The organism is Photobacterium lipolyticum (genome assembly GCF_003026475.1).
GTDB classification, from domain to species: Bacteria; Pseudomonadota; Gammaproteobacteria; order Enterobacterales; family Vibrionaceae; genus Photobacterium; species Photobacterium lipolyticum.
In genome coordinates this window covers 45,529-65,072 of sequence record NZ_PYMC01000003.1, presented here as the reverse complement: position 1 = coordinate 65,072, position 19,544 = coordinate 45,529, and the positions used below count along the sequence as shown (strand labels likewise).

The following is a 19,544-nucleotide window of genomic DNA, read 5'->3' as shown; positions in this document are numbered from 1 at the left end:
TACTGTTTCACATTTCTTCTTAGAGTATGTGCCGCCTTGGCATAACACCAATACCTGTGACGGTTAAAACTGGGAATAGCCTGTTTTCAAAATGCAAAGTTCAGCGAGAATTGACTGCCGTGTAGTCAATACAGCCATTTGTGTGATTAACGATTCTATTTAGAGAATGGTTTACACAATATGTGATTGAATGGGAGTGCGTATATAACATTCACCGCTGGAACAACGATGGAAACGCACCTACTGAAGGGGTCAGTGCATCGTACTGCTTCATGTTGTGTTTAACCCGTTTGATGTACTGCTGGGTTTCTTTGTAAGGGGGGATGCCACGGTACTTTCTTACCGTGCCCTCACCTGCGTTATAGGCCGCAAGTGCCATATCGATATTGCCCTGATACATTTTGAGTAACCGGGCCATCATTGCTGTCCCTACTTTGATGTTCTGCTCAGGTAGGAATGGATTGATCTGCCAATGACGGGAATTACTATCCATCAACTGCATCAACCCTTTCGCCCCCTTGTGACTCACTGCATTCGGATTAAAATTTGATTCCGCCTTGATGATCCCAAAAATTAGAGCAGCCGGTACGTTGTACTGTCTGGTGTAACGCGAAACCAAATCATAAAACCGTGGTTTTTTTTTCGTTTCCACGTCAGCAAACAAGCCTGCTCCCCAGCCCGAAGGAACATCAGCGACCAATGAATGTGAAGACTTCGGCTGATCGCTGGCAATAAGATTCAACACAATGTCGTTCTCTGATGTAGCCTTCGATGCGTTAGAAAGTAGCAAGAGGAGTAGGTATGCATGCTTCCTCATTGTTTGTTTTACCTTTATGCCGTGGGGAGCTGTTACATTGCGTTGTATCCGCCGCAGAGTGTATAGCATTCTCCCGGGCAAGGGTATAAATCATAAAAATTTATGGCTGTTCTTTCGCAAACGCAGGTATAACTCTTCCATTGCTTCTATATACGAATTATCGCGGTTCCAGAACGAGGGATAATCGCCGCCTTTTTTGATAGTGAGTGCCGGGATGATGGTTTCACTGACAGGTTCGATCTCTGACGGTACGGGTTCTTTCCCATGCCAGAAGCTTCTGACATCGACCTGCTCTGGCACATCGGCCTGTTTAGGGCGAGTAAAATAGCTGCTGCTTTGTGGCGCAGCTTGCTCTTTCGCAAGAACGGATTGGAGCAGTACCTTTCCCAATGGTGATAAGGATAATGCTTGGTGCAACTTTTCACGTGACAGACCACGTAACTCAAACAGTAAAAACGGATCGTTATCGAGTTGTTCGCCCAACCGATAACAGACCCCGGCGATATGCTTACAAGGCACTGAATAATCGGGGCAAGAGCACGACACTGTAAAGTCTTTATAACTGACAGGGAGCAGGTTCAGTTTCGCGGCTTTAAATAACAGTTCGATGTCATCTGGCATCTCGCTCATCATCAGCTTGCAAATAGAGGCGGCGTTATCACCGATCGCCACCATCACCTTATCCCACTCCTTTTGCGAAATAGGCGTCAGCGCTACGTGCGTGGTGTAAGTGGGCGCTACATCGACACCGAAATAAGGATTCGCGTTACCCAAAATCTTCGCGGTGACTTTGCTGCCGCTGATGTCCCATTGCTTGACACGCTTATCGGTCCGATATGCCCGGCCTCGGGATAAGCGACCGCTGTCGGTAAAGCCTTCCAACGCATCGATAAATTTCTGGCCCCACCAGGTTTTACTTTTAGTGCTCATTGCCCTACTCCATTATCGACTGTTTGTTTAGCGCAATAAGCGACTTAAAGGCTTCATTGTCCAGTTTGGCTAACCAGCTTTCATCGTTGCCGACAATGCTGTCTGCTATCTGTTTTTTATCTTCAATCATCTCATCGATACGCTCTTCAAGCGTGCCCATGGTGATGAACTTATGGACAAAGACATTCTTTTTCTGACCAATACGGAAGGCTCGGTCAGTCGCCTGATCTTCAACCGCAGGGTTCCACCAGCGATCAAAGTGGAAAACGTGATTGGCCCGGGTTAAGGTGATACCGACACCACCGGCTTTGAGTGACAGAACAAATACCGACGGCTCAGTTGTCGGATCCTGGAATTCACTGATCATGGTTTCACGTTTTTTACGTGAAACACCACCATGGAGGTAATAACAGTTAACGCGCTTTTCGCGCTCAAGATAGCGGACCAGCTGTTCGCCAATCTCAGTGAATTGGGTAAAGATAAGCACACTGTCACCTTCCGATTGTGCCTCTTCAATCATCTCGCCAATGCGTTCCAGCTTATGAGAGCGCTCGGGCGAAAATTCACTGCCATCTTGTAAGAACTGCATCGGATGATTACAGATTTGTTTAAGCTTCATAAGCGTAGACAGCATTAAGCCCTGGCGTTCAATGCCTTCTTTTTCTTCAAGCTGTTCCGCCACATCATTCACGACCACTTCATAAAGTGCAGCCTGCTCTTTGCTAAGGTTGCAGTACTGCTTGTTTTCTATTTTATCAGGCAGATCTTTGATGATGTTTTTGTCGGTCTTCATGCGGCGTAAAATGAACGGCTCGATCAATTTTTTTAGCAACAGTGACTGGGTCGCATTGTTAGCCTGCTGAATGGGTAATTCATAGGCTTTACGAAACTGCGCTTGGGTGCCGAGATAACCGGGATTTAAGAAATTAAATATCGACCAGAGATCCATCAACCGATTTTCAACCGGGGTACCGGTTAAAGCCAGACGAGAGTTCGCATTCAGCTTAAAAATCGCCTTGGTTTGTGCGGATTTCGGGTTCTTAATATTCTGTGCTTCATCCAGTACGATACGGTGCCAGTCAACCATCTCTAGCAGCTTAATATCTTTGCGCACCAGACTATAGGAGGTGATAACCATATCTTGCTCGAAGCACATATCTTCGAATTCATCGGCATCTTTTATCCGCTTGGTGCCATGGTGAATGGCTGTTTTCAGGTGCGGGGCAAATTTTTCGACCTCTTTTTGCCAGTTACCCATAACCGATGTCGGTGCAATCAGCAGCGTTGGCCCTGATTTTTCGTTTCCTGCGAGAACAAGATTCGCGATCACCTGGATCGTTTTACCCAAGCCCATGTCATCAGCTAAACAGCCGTTAAGCCCCAGTTGCTCAAGATAACGCAACCATGACACGCCGCGCTTCTGATAATCACGCAGTTCGGCATTGAGCCGTTCCGGGTTGTCTATCGGTTCCAGTTCCGCATCATTAACCAGTTTATCCAGCATGGCAGCAAGGCTATCGCTTGGATCGAGCTCGAAGATCTCATCTTCTTCCGCCAGCTTTTTCAGCAATTCAGGCATTGATACCTGTGAGCTGTCACTGCCGTGTTGCTGCCAGAACTCCAGCATATGCTGCATTTTCTCTGGCTCTAACTCCATCCACTGACCACGAAACTGAATCAACGGAGTTTGCGCAGCCAATAGCTGATCCCACTCATTCGGTGTCAGCGGCTGATCGCCAATGGCAAGCTCATAACGGTAATCAACCAGATTGTCTAACGACAACAAGCCTTTGCTGCTTGTTGTAGAATATGAAGAAGAACTTTTACCCTTGCCAGTTCGGAGTCGGATTTTGGCTCTCTGACGACCTTTCGGCGTCCACCAGGCAGGCACCATGACTTTAAAGCCGGCATCTTCCAAGACCCACGCACTCTCTTTTAAGAACTCGAACGCTTCATCCAACGTCAGTTGCACGCCCTCAGGTTGGCGCGTCGCCATGCCCTGCCATAATTTCGGGTAAATGCGCGCAGCAGCCCCCAGACTTAATAGCAACTGATGTTCAAAATCGTCCCCCATCACAGCTTCAAGATCGCTTTTTTCTTTCGCTGACAAGGCCCAATAAGCGGATAAATCCTGTTTGAAAGAAGGGTTCTGACGGGACGCTGCGATAAAATGGATCGACCAATTACCGGACTCTTCCGTCTCTGCTTCTTGGAGCCGAAAACAGAGCTGGATACCGTCATTTTTAGTTAACTCTCTCACCTCTTGCTGCCAGGCATACCACTTTTCAAACTCATCCTGCAAAACGTTTCCTGAGCCCAACAAATGGTTCGGCATAAAGAAACCTTCTAATACCGTATTGGCAAACTTTTTCTGCGTACTTTGCGGTGTTTTGACATTGGCGCAATCTAACACATCGTTGATTGTCACCTCGGCAAAGTGCCGCAGCAGGCTCTGTGGCTCAAATCCTTGCGAACAAACAAGGGGCATCTGTTTGATCGCATGTTCTAATAAAGCTTCATAGCCAGCAGAAACAATCTGCCAATTCCGATAAATCTTACTGTTAGCCCCCTCTACAGCCTTACTCTGCAACAGACCCGGAATATATTGATCTTTATAGATCACTTGCTTGATAGACTGGCTAAAGTAGTACCAGAATAGAAAATCGCTGCCAAGACGCACGTCAGAAGCTTGATAACAACTCAGGAAATGGATTTGATTAATTGCCTGCAAGGGCAGATCCAGTGGTAGGCACTCTACCCGCCAAGCCTTTAAAAAACATTCTTGAGCCGTATCATTGTCAACCAGACCACTTCTCAGTTCTGGCGAGGCCAATGGCGTCACATCGCGCTGATCGCTGGAGCCTGACGGCAGCAGAATGCTTTGATCAATAAATGGATGAATAAACGGATGGCTATGCGAATCAGATAACGATGATTTCGGGGCCTGAGTAAATTTCAACTCAGTCTGCAGAAATTCATTTAACGCTGTGCCTTGTAAGTGGCGCGGATGGATATCACCGCCGCTCTGACAAGTTTCATGTTCCGTCTCGACCCAGATGCAGAATTGACCTGTCTGAATGAAGTCCTCGTCCGCAGAGGGGCTCCAAAAACCATGTATTATCTTCATTTCTAATATGTTTTGATCAGTTGCTTATTGTTAATCCCATTATGCGTCAACTGAGCTAATGGTGACTACTGCAGTTATGGTTAGTTTGTTCACCGTCTCGCCCTAGCCCTCGCAACAACAATCAATCGGTTCACTAGTACTTTTTCCTTGGTTGCCTGGGCTGATTTTAATTCACGAAGAACGCGCGCTATTTCTGAATCGAGATATTTTGCCGTTTTCGTTTTTACCAATGCTCGAATTACTTTTTCAGCATTTTTCGGGATAGGTTGTTCCAGCGCCCAGGCATAGCTGTAAGAATCACTTTCACTTAATGGTTGTAAGGCTTCTTGTCGGGCGGTATGTTTTACAGGCTCAGGATCTAAAACGTCAGCCAACCGACCCAGGCGCTTATAGTATTCGTAAACAATGGGGGATTTATGATGTGGCAATTTGCCCGTTTGATATAACTGAGGGCCCAGTTCACTGGCTAAGTCGACTTTGGCTTCCGGTACAAAAGAACTCGCATTTTTCATTTGCTGTGCTTTGTTGCTGGTACTTTTTTTTGCACCGCTATTGGTCGTGCTGTAATAGATTTTTGCGATGTTTTTAGCCCGGGTAAGCCCGACGTAAGCCAGCCTGCGTTCTTCTTCCGTATCAGCAGAAATACTGACCGCCGACTTATTCACGTAAGGGAAAGCATCTTTATCCCAATAGGGCAGATAAACCTGATTGTATTCACAGCCTTTGGCACGGAAAATTGTTGTTAGCTGAATGCCTTGAGGATTTTTATTCATTGAGGCTGATTGTTGTGAATAATACTCAAAATACTGCAAGGCTTTTTCACAGTTTTGATCCATCGAGTCCAGCACCGTCTCAATACTGTCTAATCGCTCAATTGCTTCCTCAATTTCTGAGGCTGTCGCTTCTGTTTTCCAGATCCAATTATCAAGCTGGCTTTCTTTTCGATACTGGCGATAAACATCTAAGGCTTTGAATGCTCCTTTTCGCGCTAATCGCACGATGAGATCAAGCCTGTCGGTCAAGTTATCAAACTTACTGTCACGGCCCGCAGTCTCGTGGTTTTTAACAAACGTATCCCACTGCCTTGCTGGTATAACGGCCAGCTCATCACAGATCGGACGCAGTTGTTTATTCGGTACATAACAGTGCGGAAAGCATAACAGGTTAAACAGCAGCGTTGATTTCTGCTGATGGCTCAACTCATCATAGCGACCGGTTGCAACAGACATCAGATCGATCAGTAATTTCACTTCACGGCTATTGGCTAACACAGAGGGAACCGGCATCTGATAGGCAATCTGTTTGCTTAAAAAAGCCAGTTCAAACAGTAAGGTCTGAGACCAGCGCCTGACCAGAATCGCAACCTCGGAGGCATCACCACCGCTGGTAATATATGCCTGAACAGATTCAATGATTTCCCCGACCTGACGCGCACTTCCTGCCACTTCAACTTGCGTATCGGCAACTTTATCGTGCGAGACGGTCAAAAAATCATGAAATCGCTGTTTGTTATTGGCAATAAGATGGCTTGCAGATAGCGCAAGGCTATGACCAAAGCGGAATGTTCTCGACAGTGGGTAAGTACACGCCGGCGAAAAATCCGTTTCGAAATTGAGCATGAATTGCGGTGCACTTCCACGCCATTTGTAAATACACTGGTCGATGTCGCCAACCGCAATCAGCTGAGCTTTCGGCCCTAGCAGCTGCTTTAATAATTGATACTGCGCTGTATTAATATCCTGAAATTCATCAACCACAATCAATTGGAATTGTTGATGGTAGTAGTTTCGTATTGCCTCTGAATTTTTGAGCACATTGACTGATTCGACAAGCCAGTCATCAAAGAAAAGTATTTTATGTTCTTTGCGTAACGTCTCAAACTGCCAATACGCATCAATAATAAATCGGTACTCACGATTGATATCGGATAATTCAAATACGTCTTTCGGCGGCACCATATGCGCTTTGACTAAGCCAATAAAACTCATCAGCAGTTCAATTGACTTAGGATCTTTAATCATCTGCTGGCGTTGATACGCTTTCTCGTGCCCCGCCAGAGTTCGAAGCACGGATTTGGCCAATGCTTTATCCCGGTCACCTTCCTGAAAATCGAGCTGGTAGCCCGTTTCTCTTAAGTATCCGGTCTGATTAAGCAGCTTTAGACAAAAACTGTGGAAAGTATGGACAGGAACGGCGTCGCTTACCCCGGAAGTTTGCAGCTTTTGTTGAAAGTCAGTGCGAATGTCCCGGTTAAACATCAGAACCAGCATTGCACTCGCTGGTATGCTTGCCAGTTTATGCTTGATAAGACCCACCAGCGTGGTCGTTTTCCCCGTTCCGGCTCCCGCCACACATAAAGCATTCCCGGCTTGATGATGAATAAATGCTTGTTGTTCAAGGGTAAAACTTGCCATGGTATAACCGGGTCTCAAATCCTATCGAATAAAGAGGATTCTGCCATAGTTGAGCCTGATATTCCCTAAAAACACAACCGCTGGAACTCATTGTTGCTATGAAAATGGCAAGTTAACTAATTATTGAATCAAAAGCGATTAAAGCCAAGGCAGTGAAGCTGGCTTCAATGGAATTTCTTACGCAGTAATTTGGAATATATTAAGCCCGGCAAACTGAGGCCGGGCTTTTTCTTCTGGTTTATGTTTTTCAGGTTTAGAGCTTAAATCGGCCGACCTCTTGCCCAAGCTCTGAAGCCAGCACGTTAAGCTCTTCTGCCTGCTTAGCAGCTTCCAAAGACTCTTCGGCTAAATTATCGGCAACATTTTTTACGCCTTCGGTATTGCGGCTAATTTCAGATGTCACCGAAGACTGCTCTTCTGCTGCTGAAGCGATTTGGGTGGCCATATCACTAATTTCACTGATCGCATGCGAAATTCGCTCTAAGCTCGATCCCGCTTCGTCCACATCATCCACACTGGTTGCAGCAAGTTGATGGCTATCTGACATAACTGATACCGCACGTTGGGTTGTCGATTGTAGCGTCTCAATCATTTGCTGAATTTCTTCTGTTGACGAGTGCGTACGTTGTGACAGCACGCGTACCTCATCCGCTACCACCGCAAAACCCCGTCCCTGCTCGCCGGCTCGAGCCGCTTCAATAGCGGCATTAAGCGCCAGTAAATTCGTTTGTTCAGCAATCGAGCGAATAGTTGCCAAAATCGTACTGATTTGCTGCGCGTGGCCGTTCAATTCTTCGATGATTCCCACCGCATTGGTGACTTCTTTTTCCAGCTCTCCAATAGAGCTCTGACTCTTGTTTACCTGATCGTAACCGTCGCTGCTCAGCGTCACCGCCTGAGTGCTGGTTTTTGCGGTGTTTTCGGCGTTTCCGGCAATTTCCTGGGTTGCACTGGCCATTTCAGTAACAGCCGTTGCAACCATCGTGATTTCATCCTGCTGCAGGCGGATATTCTCATGTCGCGCAGCTGCCGCTTGAGAGGTTACTTTTGCCTGATCATTCAACTGTACCGTTATTTCGCTTAATCGTGTGACCATCTGATGTAAACGCGCAACAAAAACATTGAAATTAGAAGCCAGTTTTCCGACCTCGTCATCACTGCGGGTGCTGATACTCACGGTCAGATCACCGTCACCATGGGCGATATCAGAAAGCGCATCACTGACTTTGGCTAATTCAGCCAGCTGGCGATTCACAAACCACGCTGTACCGCCCCCCATCGCAAGAAGAATCATCAGACCAAACAGCATCTGCTGTAAGACCATATTTCTCAAAGGCGCTTCAAGCACGTCGATATCCATAACAAACGCAAGAAGCCACGTTGTGTTAGGAATACGTTCGATCTTCACGGCCATTTCCTGACCGTCAATTGTTGTTTTAAAGAAGCTGTCGGAACTCATTTCCCGGCGTAAATTCTCCAGTGCAAAACCCTGGCCTATTTCCGCGGTATCTTTTAAGACTAAGTCTTTATTTGGGTGTGCAACAATGATCCCGCTGTTATCGAGTAACATGGCATAACCTTCACCCAAAACAGGCATTGAGATGACGTCCTGAGTAAGCTTATCTAATGCTAAGTTAGATGCGGCAACCCCGATCACCTTACCATTGTTACGTACAGGATCCGCCATAGTCACCACCAGCGCGTTCATCGTATGGCTCACATAGGGCTTGGTGGTAATAAAGTTGTCTGCTGCGAATGCTTGTTTATACCAACCTCGGGTTCTCGGATCATATCCCGCAGTATTGAGCGACGGATCCTGACGGAACATTTCTCCCTTTGCGTTCCCATAGTAACTTAAACCAAATCCGCCTGACTTATAGGTTTGTTTAAGGTGCGAAACAATATCGAGTGACTGATCATTTTCAATTGCTTCTTTAAGGCCCTCTATCGCATGTCTTTTCCCTAGTATCCAGTCACCAATTCCCATCGCATGGGCCTGCGCTGTATTCGTACTTTCACTTTCAATAGCACGCCACGCTTCCTGCTTCATTTCAGAATATGAAACAATGCCAAAAGACACTGCGGTCACGGTAATAGCGACCACACTGGCTAACACCAGTTTTGTTTTTAATGTAAGACTCATCGATACCACCTTGATGTGCAACTACTTTTATATTTAAGTGTATGATTTTTATATGTTATAGCTAGAAAGTATCCATAAAATGCCATAAATACAATAATTGAAGTGCAACAAGTTGAAATTTGTTCAGTAATATAGTGCCGGATTTGCAAAATATAGGTAGGAAAAGGAGCCAGTAGCAGAGAGGCAAGAGCCTCTCAAATCGAAAATGAACATTGACATAACAGTTAGGCGTTCAAAAAACAGCCAGATGTAAACGTGGCCATTGCTGCTGATTTTTATCTGTATAAACCGTTATCTTAATCCGCGATGCGTAAGGAAGCTCGATACGGCTTAAATGGGTATCGTCCTTCGGTAGCTTGAGCAGTTGCTGAATAAGTTGTCTCATAACACCAGCATGAGTAACCACTAACAGGTGTTTCCCGGCGTGATCACGGAGCAGTTGCTGAAAGGCATTGTGAACCCTGCTATCGAAATCAACCAGCGTCTCACCATTGGGCGGGGTATGGGACCAGGGATCAGCCCAATACTGACTTAAGCGCTCTTTCTCTTGCTGCCATAACTGCGCGTAGGGAATGCCATCCCAGTCACCAAAATCAATTTCCTGCCACTGCTCGATAACGTTTACCGGCTTATCTGCCTGTTGCCCGAAGTGCTTGGCAAAGGCTGAGCAACGAACAAGTGGCGAGGTAATAATGCAATCAATACCCGCAGTACACTCTTGCTGGCGATCCAGAGCGTGCTGCATCTGCTCCCAGCCAGTCTGGCTGAGGGAGACATCAGTTCTTCCTCGCATGCAGTCGCTGTCTGTTGGCTGGCCATGCCGTAATAACTCTATCGTGGTGGTCGTCATAACTGCGCCTGTAGATCGTTAAAATAAGAGGATAATATCATTGTTATGTTAACGATATTACGGCAGGCTCACCATTAGACGTGATCCCCGCCCCCTGATGCCACGAAGGGGTTCCGGAGACAATATTACGCAGTGCCCGCAACCATTCGCCATGACTGACCACCAGCACGGTACGTCCTTTATATTTATCACCCACCTCATCAAGCCAGCTCATGATGCGCTGTTCAAACAGTAGCTCCGATTCAACCCCCGGAACATCCGCCATCGGGGTGTCATATCGCCGATGATAGGCTTGCCAATACACCCCGCCAGCCTCGTGATCAACAATCTCTTTTCCTTCTAAAATACCGAAACAACGTTCACGTAACCGCCTATCAGTCACGATATGGCTGCCGGAAATATTCGCGGCAATACGTGCAGTTGCCTGTGCGCGACCCAAATCACTGCTGTAGATAACCGCGTTTTGAAGCTTGGCATCCGGCAGTGCTGAAAGCCGGCGCTTAGCTTGAGGGGTTAACTGGCTATCGCGCCAGCCTTGAAGTTTGCGGGCCATATTCCATTGCGTCTGACCATGACGTAACAAGATAAGTTTCATTGCTCTGACACTTTGCCTGAAAAAATATCGGCAACCAATTTGGGGTTTGACGGGAAATACCAATGGATATACGAGGCAATCAGGTTATTTTTGAACCATACCGGATCGGTTTTACGGCCGCGCTGCGAGACAGGTTGGGTTAGGACCTGCTCATTGGATTGAGTGGTTGAATAATGGAAAGTATGTCCGCGTAATGTGTGGCTGTTATTGCAGGTGTCGTTATTGTAACTAAAAGCCGCCTCGACCATCCCAAGGGCGGCCAGTTTCGGCTGCATGGCTGAATCGGCATCTAACACGTCGCTAAGTATGGCTGTTGTGCCATCTAACATCGTCAGTGAGCGGTTAAGATAGAGCATCCCGCCACATTCCGCCAGACACGGTTTCCCTTGCTCGACATGCTGTTTAATCTGCGCGATTAGCGTCTGATTTTCCGCCAGTGCACCAGTCGATAATTCAGGATAACCGCCGGGCAGGTACAGCGCATCGCAATCAGGCAAACAATCGCCCGAGATCGGAGAGAAGAATTGCACGTCAGCGCCCATCGCTTGTAGCAGGTCAATATTCGCCCGGTAGATAAAGCTAAATGCCCGGTCCCGGGCGATGGCGATGGTTTTACCCGCTAAATGAGACGTAACCTTATCAGCACTGACATCATCAAACGCCATCGGCGGCGGTAACGTAACTTTACCAAATTCACCAATCAGCTCTGCCGCCCGATCTAATCGCTGATCAAGATCTTCCAGCTCATCCGCCTGCACCAACCCTAAATGACGTTCCGGTAAGGTGATCCCACTCTCTTTCGGCAGCCAGCCACAGAATGCTAAATTTTCCGGCAGGCTTTCTTGTAGCATTTGGGCGTGATGGACTGAGCCTACACGATTGGCAACCACACCAAACATCTCGATATCGTCACGATAATTGGCAAGACCATAGGCCAGTGCGCCGAATGTCTGTGCCATAGCCCCCGCATCAATCACGGCCAATACCGGAATGCCGAGCCGGGCCGCGATATCAGCACTTGAGCAGTGACCATCGAACATGCCCATTACGCCTTCGATGAGGATCAGATCGGCTTCTTTCGCAGCCTCTGCAATTAGCGCTTTGCAATGCTTTTCGCCGCACATCCAAAAGTCGAGCTGGTAAACCGGTTGCTGTGATGCAAACTCTAGAAAACGCGGATCGATAAAATCCGGCCCGGTTTTAAAGACCCGGACCTTCTTTCCCTGTAAATGAAAGTGACGTGCCAGGGCCGCGACTACGGTAGTTTTACCGCTGCCTGATGACGGTGCAGTAACAACTAATGCCGGGCATTGAACGGTTGAGTTACTCATTGTTATTTCCACCTATCGCTCAAACTCTGGCCATAATTTTTTCAAATCCAATGACGTTTCAATCGCATCGGCCACGCGATCAATGCCTTCTTCACGCAGTGCTGCAAAATCAACGCCTTGCGCATTGTGTAAACCAACCCATTGCAAAATGGCCTGACAAGCCTGTTCCGATTCAAAAATACCGTGAACATAGCTACCGAAGACCTGATTATCCATATCCAGTGCGCCATCAGGACCTGCGTCTAATTGCACTGGCGCATCACTCGCGACTCCCCCGGTCACACCCGCATGAATTTCATAGCCCGTAATAGCTACCGGTTGTTGTTCAGGCAGTTGCAACGTCCCTTTAACCTGACGCAAATGTTTATGGGCTTTAAGCTCGGTATCAATGGCTAAATAACCCAGCCCTTCACTGACACCCGGCTCGCCTTCGATACCGGCAGGATCCGCCACCGTACGTCCGAGCATTTGATAGCCGCCACAAATTCCCATGACCTTGCCCCCGAGGCGCAAATGACGGGCAATTTGTTGCTGCCAGCCTTGCTCACGTAAAAAGGCCAAATCGCTACGAACACTTTTCGATCCCGGTAAAATAATCAGGTCGGCAGGGGGTAACGGTTGGCCTTTCGGTACAAAAACAAGGTCTACGTTCGGGTGCATGCGCAAAGGATCAAAGTCGGTATGGTTGCTGATCCGAGGCAGTACGGGAACCACCACTTTTAACAATTCGCCGTCACCTTTATGCTGATTGATATTAATCGCATCCTCGGCTTCTAACATCAGGCCATGCAGATAAGGCAACACGCCTAATACCGGCTTTCCTGTCTTCTCTTCCAGCCAGGTTAAACCCGACTCAAGTAAACTGATATCACCGCGGAAACGGTTAATAACGAAGCCTACCACGCGTGCCTGTTCAGATTCTGAAAGCAGCGCCAGAGTGCCGTATAAATGGGCGAAAACACCACCCCGGTCGATATCTGCAACAATGATCACCGGGACATCCGCACGCTCGGCAAAACCCATGTTGGCGATATCATGTTCGCGCAAGTTAATTTCAGCGGGACTTCCGGCCCCTTCAATAACAACTGTCTGATACTGTTGCTGTAAACGGGCAAAAGAGTCCATGACATCGCCCATCACAACAGGCTTATAGTTGTGATAGGCCACGGCATCCATGTCTTGCCGTGCTTTACCCTGAACAATTACCTGAGCGCCGATATCAGTATTGGGCTTGAGTAATATCGGATTCATATCGGTCGTCGGTTCAATGCCACACGCAAATGCTTGTACCGCTTGCGCACGTCCGATTTCGCCACCGTCGATAGTGACTGCGCTATTGAGCGCCATGTTTTGCGGCTTAAAAGGGGCAACGACAATACCGCGCCTTGCCAACACGCGACATAAACCCGCGACGAGAACTGTTTTTCCGGCATCGGAGGTTGTTCCCTGAACCATCAAAGCTTGAGTCGTTAATTGCATAAATAGAATTCCAAAAAGTGGTGACTTATTCCAGCCACGGCTTTACCGCCGCATCTAAGCTGTCCATGATTTGCTGTTGTGATAACCCGCATTGCTCAGCCAGTACCAAACATCCCCCTAATCCGCAGCCCTCAACGACATACCCCTGCTCGTATAAATGCAGGGCACGATAAGATGAGCGACCAAAATCAGTCGTTGATGGTGTTACCGTATAAGCCGAAGGTAATTTCGACAGCACGGCCTGCGCATCATTGCCCTCGAGCACCCAACGCGTCATCGAGATCTTTAACCTGTGCTTAATAGCATCGGCGCCAATCGCCAGCAAAGGCGCGACAAACATCATTCCGCCAGCGAGTTTCAATTCCAGCGTCGTGTTGTCGCTGCAAGGTGTCATCAATAAGGCAGAAAGCGCACGCTGGACGGGATCAGATGCTTGATGGTTTTGCAGAAACTGATGAACATCACACGGGAAATGGGCAAATTCTTGCCCCAACTGCGCGAGGATTTTCTCTTTAATTGCCAGCTTCTCGGGATCTTTTGTACTCCCGGCCAGGGTTATTGATTGATCCAGCCACCGTCTTAACCACAAGGTCGCAAACGTCGTGCCTCCCACGCCGCATTCCGCAATGACATGTCCTTCTCCGGCTTTCGCCTGACGAGCCAATTCAGGAAGAAGCTGCTGGTGGATCAAGCTCGCTTCTTCACCAATATCACAACGGTGACAGACAATTTCATCAAGCACGCTACCGCTAAAATCAGGCAACTGCTCAAGCCCCAGCTGGTAACAGTGCAGGCGGATTTTGCAGCCTTGCGCCTGCAGCGCACGTAACACGCCATGGACCAGAATCGCCGGAGTAACAGATTGCGAGCCCACTACCGGCGACGCTGACAACTGCCCGCCTAACGTGGTATTTGCACGCCCGCACGCAATCAGTTCGGCATCTCGCGTTGGCGTTAGTTGCATCAGGTTTTCACCCACGCCAGCATCACTGATCTGATGCAGTTCGGGCAATGGCGCGGCCGCATTAAAAATAATGAAGTTAATCCAATTCATTGGCTGCGCCTTTCAGTTCATTGGCAGCGTCTTTCAATACTTGGGGCAAGCCCGCAATCACAAAGACCACCCGATCTGCCTGCTTCGCAATCGCCTGATGTAACCACCCGGCCTCATCAACAAAGCGACGTGACATTTCACCCATCGGGACAATACCCTGCCCCACCTCGTTTGAAACTAAGATGACTTGGCCCTGAGCCTGATCTAATGCTTCTAACAGTTGTGCTTTGGCATCAGACCACATGAGATCGTGCTCACCAAACAAACAGTTGGTTAGCCATAACGTCAGGCAATCAACCAGCAAACAGCTGTCGGGAGTACTGTGATAACGTATTGCTTCAGCCAATGCCAGCGGCTCTTCAATAACCTGCCAATGTGCCGGTCGTTGTTGCTGATGATGGATGACACGCTGCGCCATTTCGTCGTCATGCACTGTGGCGGTCGCAATATATTTCACCGTCAGCCCAGACTCTTTAGCCCGGCGTTCCGCATAGCTGCTTTTGCCAGAACGTGCCCCACCGAGAATAAATTCAACCTGACCCATTCGCTTGTTCATCTCATATTCCTTCCGACCGGGTTATTATTGGGTGATTTTCGATAACGCTAATTCAAGTTTTTTCCATTCTAACTCATTGCTTGGCAAGCCAAAACGCAGTGCATCCTGCTCATCGCACAATCGAGTTAAGATCGCGTGCTGACATAGTTGATGGTGGATCATGGGAGCATCCGGCAATGCGACAGTCTGAAACAACTCGGTGCCACTGATCTTGCCAGCAAAACAGTGCGTTAATAATGTGCGTAGTCGCGACGACTGTTCAGCCAAGCACTGGCGCATCTGCTGTTGCCAGGTACTGTCGAGTAGCCCCTCGCGGGTGATCCAACGGCTCGGACCGGGGATCGTCCACGGGCCCAATTTTTGTGCAATTGAGTCAAGCAATCCCTGTTGTCCGAAAAGAAAGCCGACCCGGGCGCCGGCAAGACCAAAAAACTTGCCGATCGAACGCAGGACAATCACATTGTCATCGAGAGGTTGAGTCAACAGAGATTGTTCCGGAGTACAATCAATAAATGCTTCATCGACAATCAACATGCCTTGCCGCTGTTGCAACTGTTGTTGCCACTGCCGGAGTTGCTCCAGCGGCAGCCTGACTCCGGTTGGATTGTTCGGATTGATACATACAACAACATCGGATCGTGCTAACAGCGAAGTACTCGGAATATCGTCGTAATATTCAATCTGCCACTTCACTCCATCTGCGCCGCTATAGTTCTGCCAGGCATGCTGATGTTCCTTGTAACCCACCCGCGGTAAGGCAATCACACCGAGGCGCCCCCGCTGCGCAGCGATAGCGTCGGGCAGTGCCATAATTGCAGCTTGTGAGCCCGCAACTGCCAGCAGTGATCCGCAACCGTAATATTCAGCGGCGGCCTGCTCCAGTCCGTCATTGAGCTCGGGCAACCGATTCCATGCATCGAAAGGTACCGGCGGACAAGGATATGTAAACGGACTGACCCCGGTAGAGAGATCGAGCCACTCTGCAACTGGCCTCTGATATTGCTGTGCAAATTTTAATAAGTTGCCACCATGTTCTAACATCATTGCCCCGCTTGATTATCCAAGACCAATAAGAAGTAACACTAACACCCAGATCCAAGCGCCATGATTGACAAGACGGTTGGCCTGAGGAATAACCTGATAATCGGCAAATTCACCGCATCCCATATAGATTTTATCGTGACGTTTACCATGATAAATTGCAGGCCCGCCAATGGAGGTATTGAGCGCGCCGGCACCGGCACACATCACCACCCCGCCATTGGGGCTGGAACATAGAGGAGCTTGCTCTTTCCAGCATTTCATCGCCGACTGCAAATTACCCTGTATGCCATAAGTCACGGCAGTCAGACGTGCGGGTAGCCAGCCCAGCAGATCGTCAAGTTTGGCTGCCGCAAAACCAAAGTCATAGTAGCGCTCGTTTTTATAGCCCCACATAGCATCTAAGGTGTTGGCCATCCGAAAAATCAAAGCGCCCGGCGCCCCTGCAACCACAAACCAGAACAACGCGCCAAATACCGCATCATTGCCATTTTCCAGTACTGACTCCACGGCCGCTGACGTGATCTGACCGGCATCCATGGTTGTCGTTTCACGACTGACAATTAGACCTATTTTTTCGCGAGCTAAAGTGAGATCACCCTTTTTTAACGGGTGATAAATCTCGCTGGCGTGAAAAACTAGGCTATTACCGCCAATGGTTAAATAGAGCACCACAACATTGGCTGCTAACCATAGCCACGGGGAAAGGTAAAATAGCCATACCAGCAGCAGGCAAGCCAGTAATGCAATCGGCAGTACCGCCAGCGCCCATGCCACCATGCCACTGATCCGGATCCGTCGCGGAGAAGGCGATGGCAATGTCGTTGAGGCAATCTGCTTACGGCACTGCTTCTCAACCCAACTTGCCCAACGGCCAAAGCCAACCAGCGGGTGGAACCGGCTCGGCTCACCGAGAATACGGTCCATCAATAGTGCTGCGGCTACCATAGCCGCAACAACTACAAGCCCGGAGCCGGCAGACAGATGCAGCCCGTCAAGCCACATTCTTCACCTCATCGTCTTTATGAAGCACAGCTTCAAATGTCGCGAGATCCCACTGACAATTAGGCAGAGTGCCAGCCCAATGTCGTGCGGTCTCATTTAACGGGATAATCGTGGCTTGTTTCAGCCCCGGTTGCTGGCTAAGTAACGATTCCGCCTGAATAATATCTTCCACCATTAGCCAGTTAATTTCCGGTAACTGAAAGCGCAATGGCACCGGTCGTCGGCAACCAATATAGCGGTGCAAGCTGTTATGAGCGGCCTGGCACTCCGTCTCTGACGGTACCGATAGCACCACACAGTTCTCAGAAACAGCCTCCGGTAGGGTTTCAGCGATGATACCAATCTGTTTCAGCGCTTGTGCCGTCTCTGCGTTCTCGGCACCAATTGGCATCGCAAAACGGCGAAGATCCCATTGATAGTCATTCACCCCTTGCCAGCACAATGTCACCGCAGCAACATCGGCAAATTTTAGTGCCGGTAACTGACAAAGTTCAGCAAGCAAATCTTCATCAACATAGCTTTCCAATTGACATGAAGGGGCTTCAAATACTTCCGCGCCAGCCGATTTAAGCTGAGCTGAATGTGAGTCATTCATATGAAAGGAAGGGCCACACAACAAAGCACGCTCGCCAGAGAGCGGCAGTAAATGACGCCAACCCAGCTCATCAGCCTGTGCGACCACGCCTCCCATGACCACGAGTGCCGGATCATGGTTATCAAGAGCCAGAACGAGTTCACCAATGGTCGCTAAGGTTCCTTTGGTGACAGTGTGGCTGGCACAGGTTGCAGATGAGATATGAGCAACCGGTGTGGTCGGGCAACGGCCCTGCTCAATCAGCTTCTGCGCATGCTGAGCCAGCTTTTTTGCGCCCATATAGATCACTAACGTGCCACTTGACTGGCCTAGTGCCGCCCAGGAAGAGAGCGCTTTTGAGCTTTGATGACCACTGGCAAACGTAACATCAGAAGCAATGCCGGCACTGGTTAAAGGAAACCCCGAATACGCCGCGGCACCCAGCGCTGCCGTTATTCCCGGTACAATTTCATAATCAATACCGTGCTCGTTTAAGTTACGGCACTCTTCAGTTGTGCGGCCGAAAATACACGGGTCACCCGCTTTTAAGCGCAATACCTGCTTGCCCTGAAGGGCAAAATTAATCACATCGGGGTGCATGCCGTAATCAATATGACAATGGCGATAGCCCCGATAGCCGACTTCATAGAGCTGCACATGATCAGGTACGCACGCTAAAATTGCCGGACTGACTAACTTGTCGTAACACACAACATCGCAGCTATGCATTAAGTTAAAAGCGCGACGCGTCAACAAATCAGGATCGCCCGGTCCCGCACCAACCAAAAATACCTTACCCTCGCTCATCATGGTGCTCCTGATCTGTTTGTAGAGATCCCGCTTCTGGCTCACCTTCAATTACCGTCGCCTTACGACAAGCATGGGAGAAGCTAGGATCATAGAGTTTAGAGTCAGCAAAATCATCAATAGCAAATACTTTACTGACGATGATCATCGCCGTTGAACGAATTTGAGCTTGATGCATTTTTTCGGCAATATCGGCCAGGGTGCCGCGAATGATACGCTGCTCCGGATGAGATGCTTTTTCGACAACGGCAACCGGCCAGGTCGAAGGATAGACATCTTCAAGCTCTCGCACGACTTTGCGGATCAGCGTGGCACTGAGGAATAAGCACAAAGTGGCTTCATGAGCCGCCAGTGATTTTAGATTTTCCTTCTCGGGTACCGGCGTACGACCGGAGGCGCGACTGAGAATAATGGTCTGACATTCCTCAGGAAGCGTCAGTTCCTGACTAAGTGCCGCAGCAGCAGCCTGAAAAGAAGACACACCCGGTACCACTTTCCAGTCAATACCCAGTGCTTTTAAGCGACGTGTCTGCTCAGCCAATGAGGAGTAAATCGACAAATCACCGGTTTGTACACGCGCGACATCATGGCCCTTCTCAAACGCATCCACATAGACCTGAGTCATTTCATTGAGATCCATACCGGCAGAGTTCAGCACGAGTGCATCAGGATGTGCCCTTTCGATGACTGCTTTCGGTACAAGGCTGCCGGTATAAAGTACCACCGGGCAAGATTCGACTAATTTAGCCCCTTTGACTGTGATTAAATCAGGATCACCCGGACCCGCACCAATAAAATAAACTGTCATAATTCTATTCCGT

15 protein-coding genes are annotated in these 19,544 nt (G+C 48.7%); all 15 read right to left on the bottom strand.

Annotated elements, in window-relative coordinates; all coding sequences use genetic code 11:
• Positions 1 to 211 precede the first annotated feature (211 nt).
• Complete coding sequence (locus C9I89_RS05535) at positions 212 to 817, bottom strand: lytic transglycosylase domain-containing protein (RefSeq protein ID WP_107282366.1); 606 nt, start codon at positions 815 to 817, stop codon at positions 212 to 214.
• A gap of 90 nt (positions 818 to 907) precedes the next feature.
• Positions 908 to 1,747 (bottom strand): SWIM zinc finger family protein, encoded by an 840-nt coding sequence (locus C9I89_RS05530; RefSeq protein ID WP_107282365.1) that lies wholly within the window; start codon positions 1,745 to 1,747, stop codon positions 908 to 910.
• 4 nt (positions 1,748 to 1,751) lie between these two features.
• Positions 1,752 to 4,874, bottom strand: a complete 3,123-nt coding sequence (locus C9I89_RS05525; protein ID WP_107282364.1) for a DEAD/DEAH box helicase — start codon at positions 4,872 to 4,874, stop codon at positions 1,752 to 1,754.
• 89 nt (positions 4,875 to 4,963) lie between these two features.
• Positions 4,964 to 7,288 carry an ATP-dependent helicase gene (locus C9I89_RS05520; protein ID WP_107282363.1) on the bottom strand — a complete coding sequence of 775 codons (2,325 nt, stop codon included), beginning with the start codon at positions 7,286 to 7,288 and terminating at the stop codon, positions 4,964 to 4,966.
• Positions 7,289 to 7,541: 253 nt separating this feature from the next.
• Positions 7,542 to 9,431, bottom strand: a complete 1,890-nt coding sequence (locus C9I89_RS05515; RefSeq protein WP_107282362.1) for a methyl-accepting chemotaxis protein — start codon at positions 9,429 to 9,431, stop codon at positions 7,542 to 7,544.
• Between the two features lie 232 nt (positions 9,432 to 9,663).
• Positions 9,664 to 10,281 (bottom strand): histidine phosphatase family protein, encoded by a 618-nt coding sequence (locus C9I89_RS05510; protein WP_107282361.1) that lies wholly within the window; start codon positions 10,279 to 10,281, stop codon positions 9,664 to 9,666.
• A 43-nt stretch (positions 10,282 to 10,324) separates the two neighbouring features.
• Positions 10,325 to 10,876 (bottom strand): histidine phosphatase family protein, encoded by a 552-nt coding sequence (locus C9I89_RS05505; RefSeq protein ID WP_107282360.1) that lies wholly within the window; start codon positions 10,874 to 10,876, stop codon positions 10,325 to 10,327.
• A complete protein-coding gene (locus tag C9I89_RS05500; protein WP_107282359.1) occupies positions 10,873 to 12,207 on the bottom strand; it encodes a cobyrinic acid a,c-diamide synthase CobB in 1,335 nt (444 codons plus the stop codon). The genes C9I89_RS05505 and C9I89_RS05500 overlap by 4 nt, the downstream gene beginning before the upstream one ends.
• A gap of 12 nt (positions 12,208 to 12,219) precedes the next feature.
• Positions 12,220 to 13,686 (bottom strand): cobyric acid synthase, encoded by a 1,467-nt coding sequence (locus C9I89_RS05495; protein WP_107282358.1) that lies wholly within the window; start codon positions 13,684 to 13,686, stop codon positions 12,220 to 12,222.
• Between the two features lie 25 nt (positions 13,687 to 13,711).
• Positions 13,712 to 14,740 carry a nicotinate-nucleotide--dimethylbenzimidazole phosphoribosyltransferase family protein gene (locus C9I89_RS05490; RefSeq protein ID WP_107282357.1) on the bottom strand — a complete coding sequence of 343 codons (1,029 nt, stop codon included), beginning with the start codon at positions 14,738 to 14,740 and terminating at the stop codon, positions 13,712 to 13,714.
• Positions 14,727 to 15,296: a bifunctional adenosylcobinamide kinase/adenosylcobinamide-phosphate guanylyltransferase gene (gene cobU, locus C9I89_RS05485; protein WP_107282356.1), complete on the bottom strand. Its 570-nt coding sequence runs from the start codon at positions 15,294 to 15,296 to the stop codon at positions 14,727 to 14,729. The genes C9I89_RS05490 and cobU overlap by 14 nt, the downstream gene beginning before the upstream one ends.
• Before the next feature lie 24 nt (positions 15,297 to 15,320).
• The gene (cobD, locus tag C9I89_RS05480; protein WP_211315216.1) at positions 15,321 to 16,340 is read right to left on the bottom strand and encodes a threonine-phosphate decarboxylase CobD; all 1,020 of its coding nucleotides are present in this window, start codon (positions 16,338 to 16,340) and stop codon (positions 15,321 to 15,323) included.
• A gap of 12 nt (positions 16,341 to 16,352) precedes the next feature.
• Positions 16,353 to 17,342 carry an adenosylcobinamide-phosphate synthase CbiB gene (cbiB, locus tag C9I89_RS05475; RefSeq protein WP_107282355.1) on the bottom strand — a complete coding sequence of 330 codons (990 nt, stop codon included), beginning with the start codon at positions 17,340 to 17,342 and terminating at the stop codon, positions 16,353 to 16,355.
• The gene (cobA, locus tag C9I89_RS05470; protein ID WP_107282354.1) at positions 17,332 to 18,723 is read right to left on the bottom strand and encodes a uroporphyrinogen-III C-methyltransferase; all 1,392 of its coding nucleotides are present in this window, start codon (positions 18,721 to 18,723) and stop codon (positions 17,332 to 17,334) included. Before cobA ends, cbiB begins: the two co-directional genes overlap by 11 nt.
• Positions 18,710 to 19,531, bottom strand: coding sequence for a precorrin-4 C(11)-methyltransferase (gene cobM, locus C9I89_RS05465; protein ID WP_107282353.1), 822 nt, complete (start codon positions 19,529 to 19,531; stop codon positions 18,710 to 18,712). The genes cobA and cobM overlap by 14 nt, the downstream gene beginning before the upstream one ends.
• Positions 19,532 to 19,544: the final 13 nt, after the last annotated feature.

Bases quoted from the DNA above. Each gene is read 5' to 3' on its own strand.
- C9I89_RS05535 (WP_107282366.1), bottom strand. From the start codon at position 817: ATGAGGAAGCATGCATACCTACTCCTCTTGCTACTTTCTAACGCATCG.
- C9I89_RS05530 (WP_107282365.1), bottom strand. From the start codon at position 1,747: ATGAGCACTAAAAGTAAAACCTGGTGGGGCCAGAAATTTATCGATGCG.
- C9I89_RS05525 (WP_107282364.1), bottom strand. From the start codon at position 4,874: ATGAAGATAATACATGGTTTTTGGAGCCCCTCTGCGGACGAGGACTTC.
- C9I89_RS05520 (WP_107282363.1), bottom strand. From the start codon at position 7,288: ATGGCAAGTTTTACCCTTGAACAACAAGCATTTATTCATCATCAAGCC.
- C9I89_RS05515 (WP_107282362.1), bottom strand. From the start codon at position 9,431: ATGAGTCTTACATTAAAAACAAAACTGGTGTTAGCCAGTGTGGTCGCT.
- C9I89_RS05510 (WP_107282361.1), bottom strand. From the start codon at position 10,281: ATGACGACCACCACGATAGAGTTATTACGGCATGGCCAGCCAACAGAC.
- C9I89_RS05505 (WP_107282360.1), bottom strand. From the start codon at position 10,876: ATGAAACTTATCTTGTTACGTCATGGTCAGACGCAATGGAATATGGCC.
- C9I89_RS05500 (WP_107282359.1), bottom strand. From the start codon at position 12,207: ATGAGTAACTCAACCGTTCAATGCCCGGCATTAGTTGTTACTGCACCG.
- C9I89_RS05495 (WP_107282358.1), bottom strand. From the start codon at position 13,686: ATGCAATTAACGACTCAAGCTTTGATGGTTCAGGGAACAACCTCCGAT.
- C9I89_RS05490 (WP_107282357.1), bottom strand. From the start codon at position 14,740: ATGAATTGGATTAACTTCATTATTTTTAATGCGGCCGCGCCATTGCCC.
- cobU (WP_107282356.1), bottom strand. From the start codon at position 15,296: ATGAACAAGCGAATGGGTCAGGTTGAATTTATTCTCGGTGGGGCACGT.
- cobD (WP_211315216.1), bottom strand. From the start codon at position 16,340: ATGATGTTAGAACATGGTGGCAACTTATTAAAATTTGCACAGCAATAT.
- cbiB (WP_107282355.1), bottom strand. From the start codon at position 17,342: ATGTGGCTTGACGGGCTGCATCTGTCTGCCGGCTCCGGGCTTGTAGTT.
- cobA (WP_107282354.1), bottom strand. From the start codon at position 18,723: ATGAGCGAGGGTAAGGTATTTTTGGTTGGTGCGGGACCGGGCGATCCT.
- cobM (WP_107282353.1), bottom strand. From the start codon at position 19,531: ATGACAGTTTATTTTATTGGTGCGGGTCCGGGTGATCCTGATTTAATC.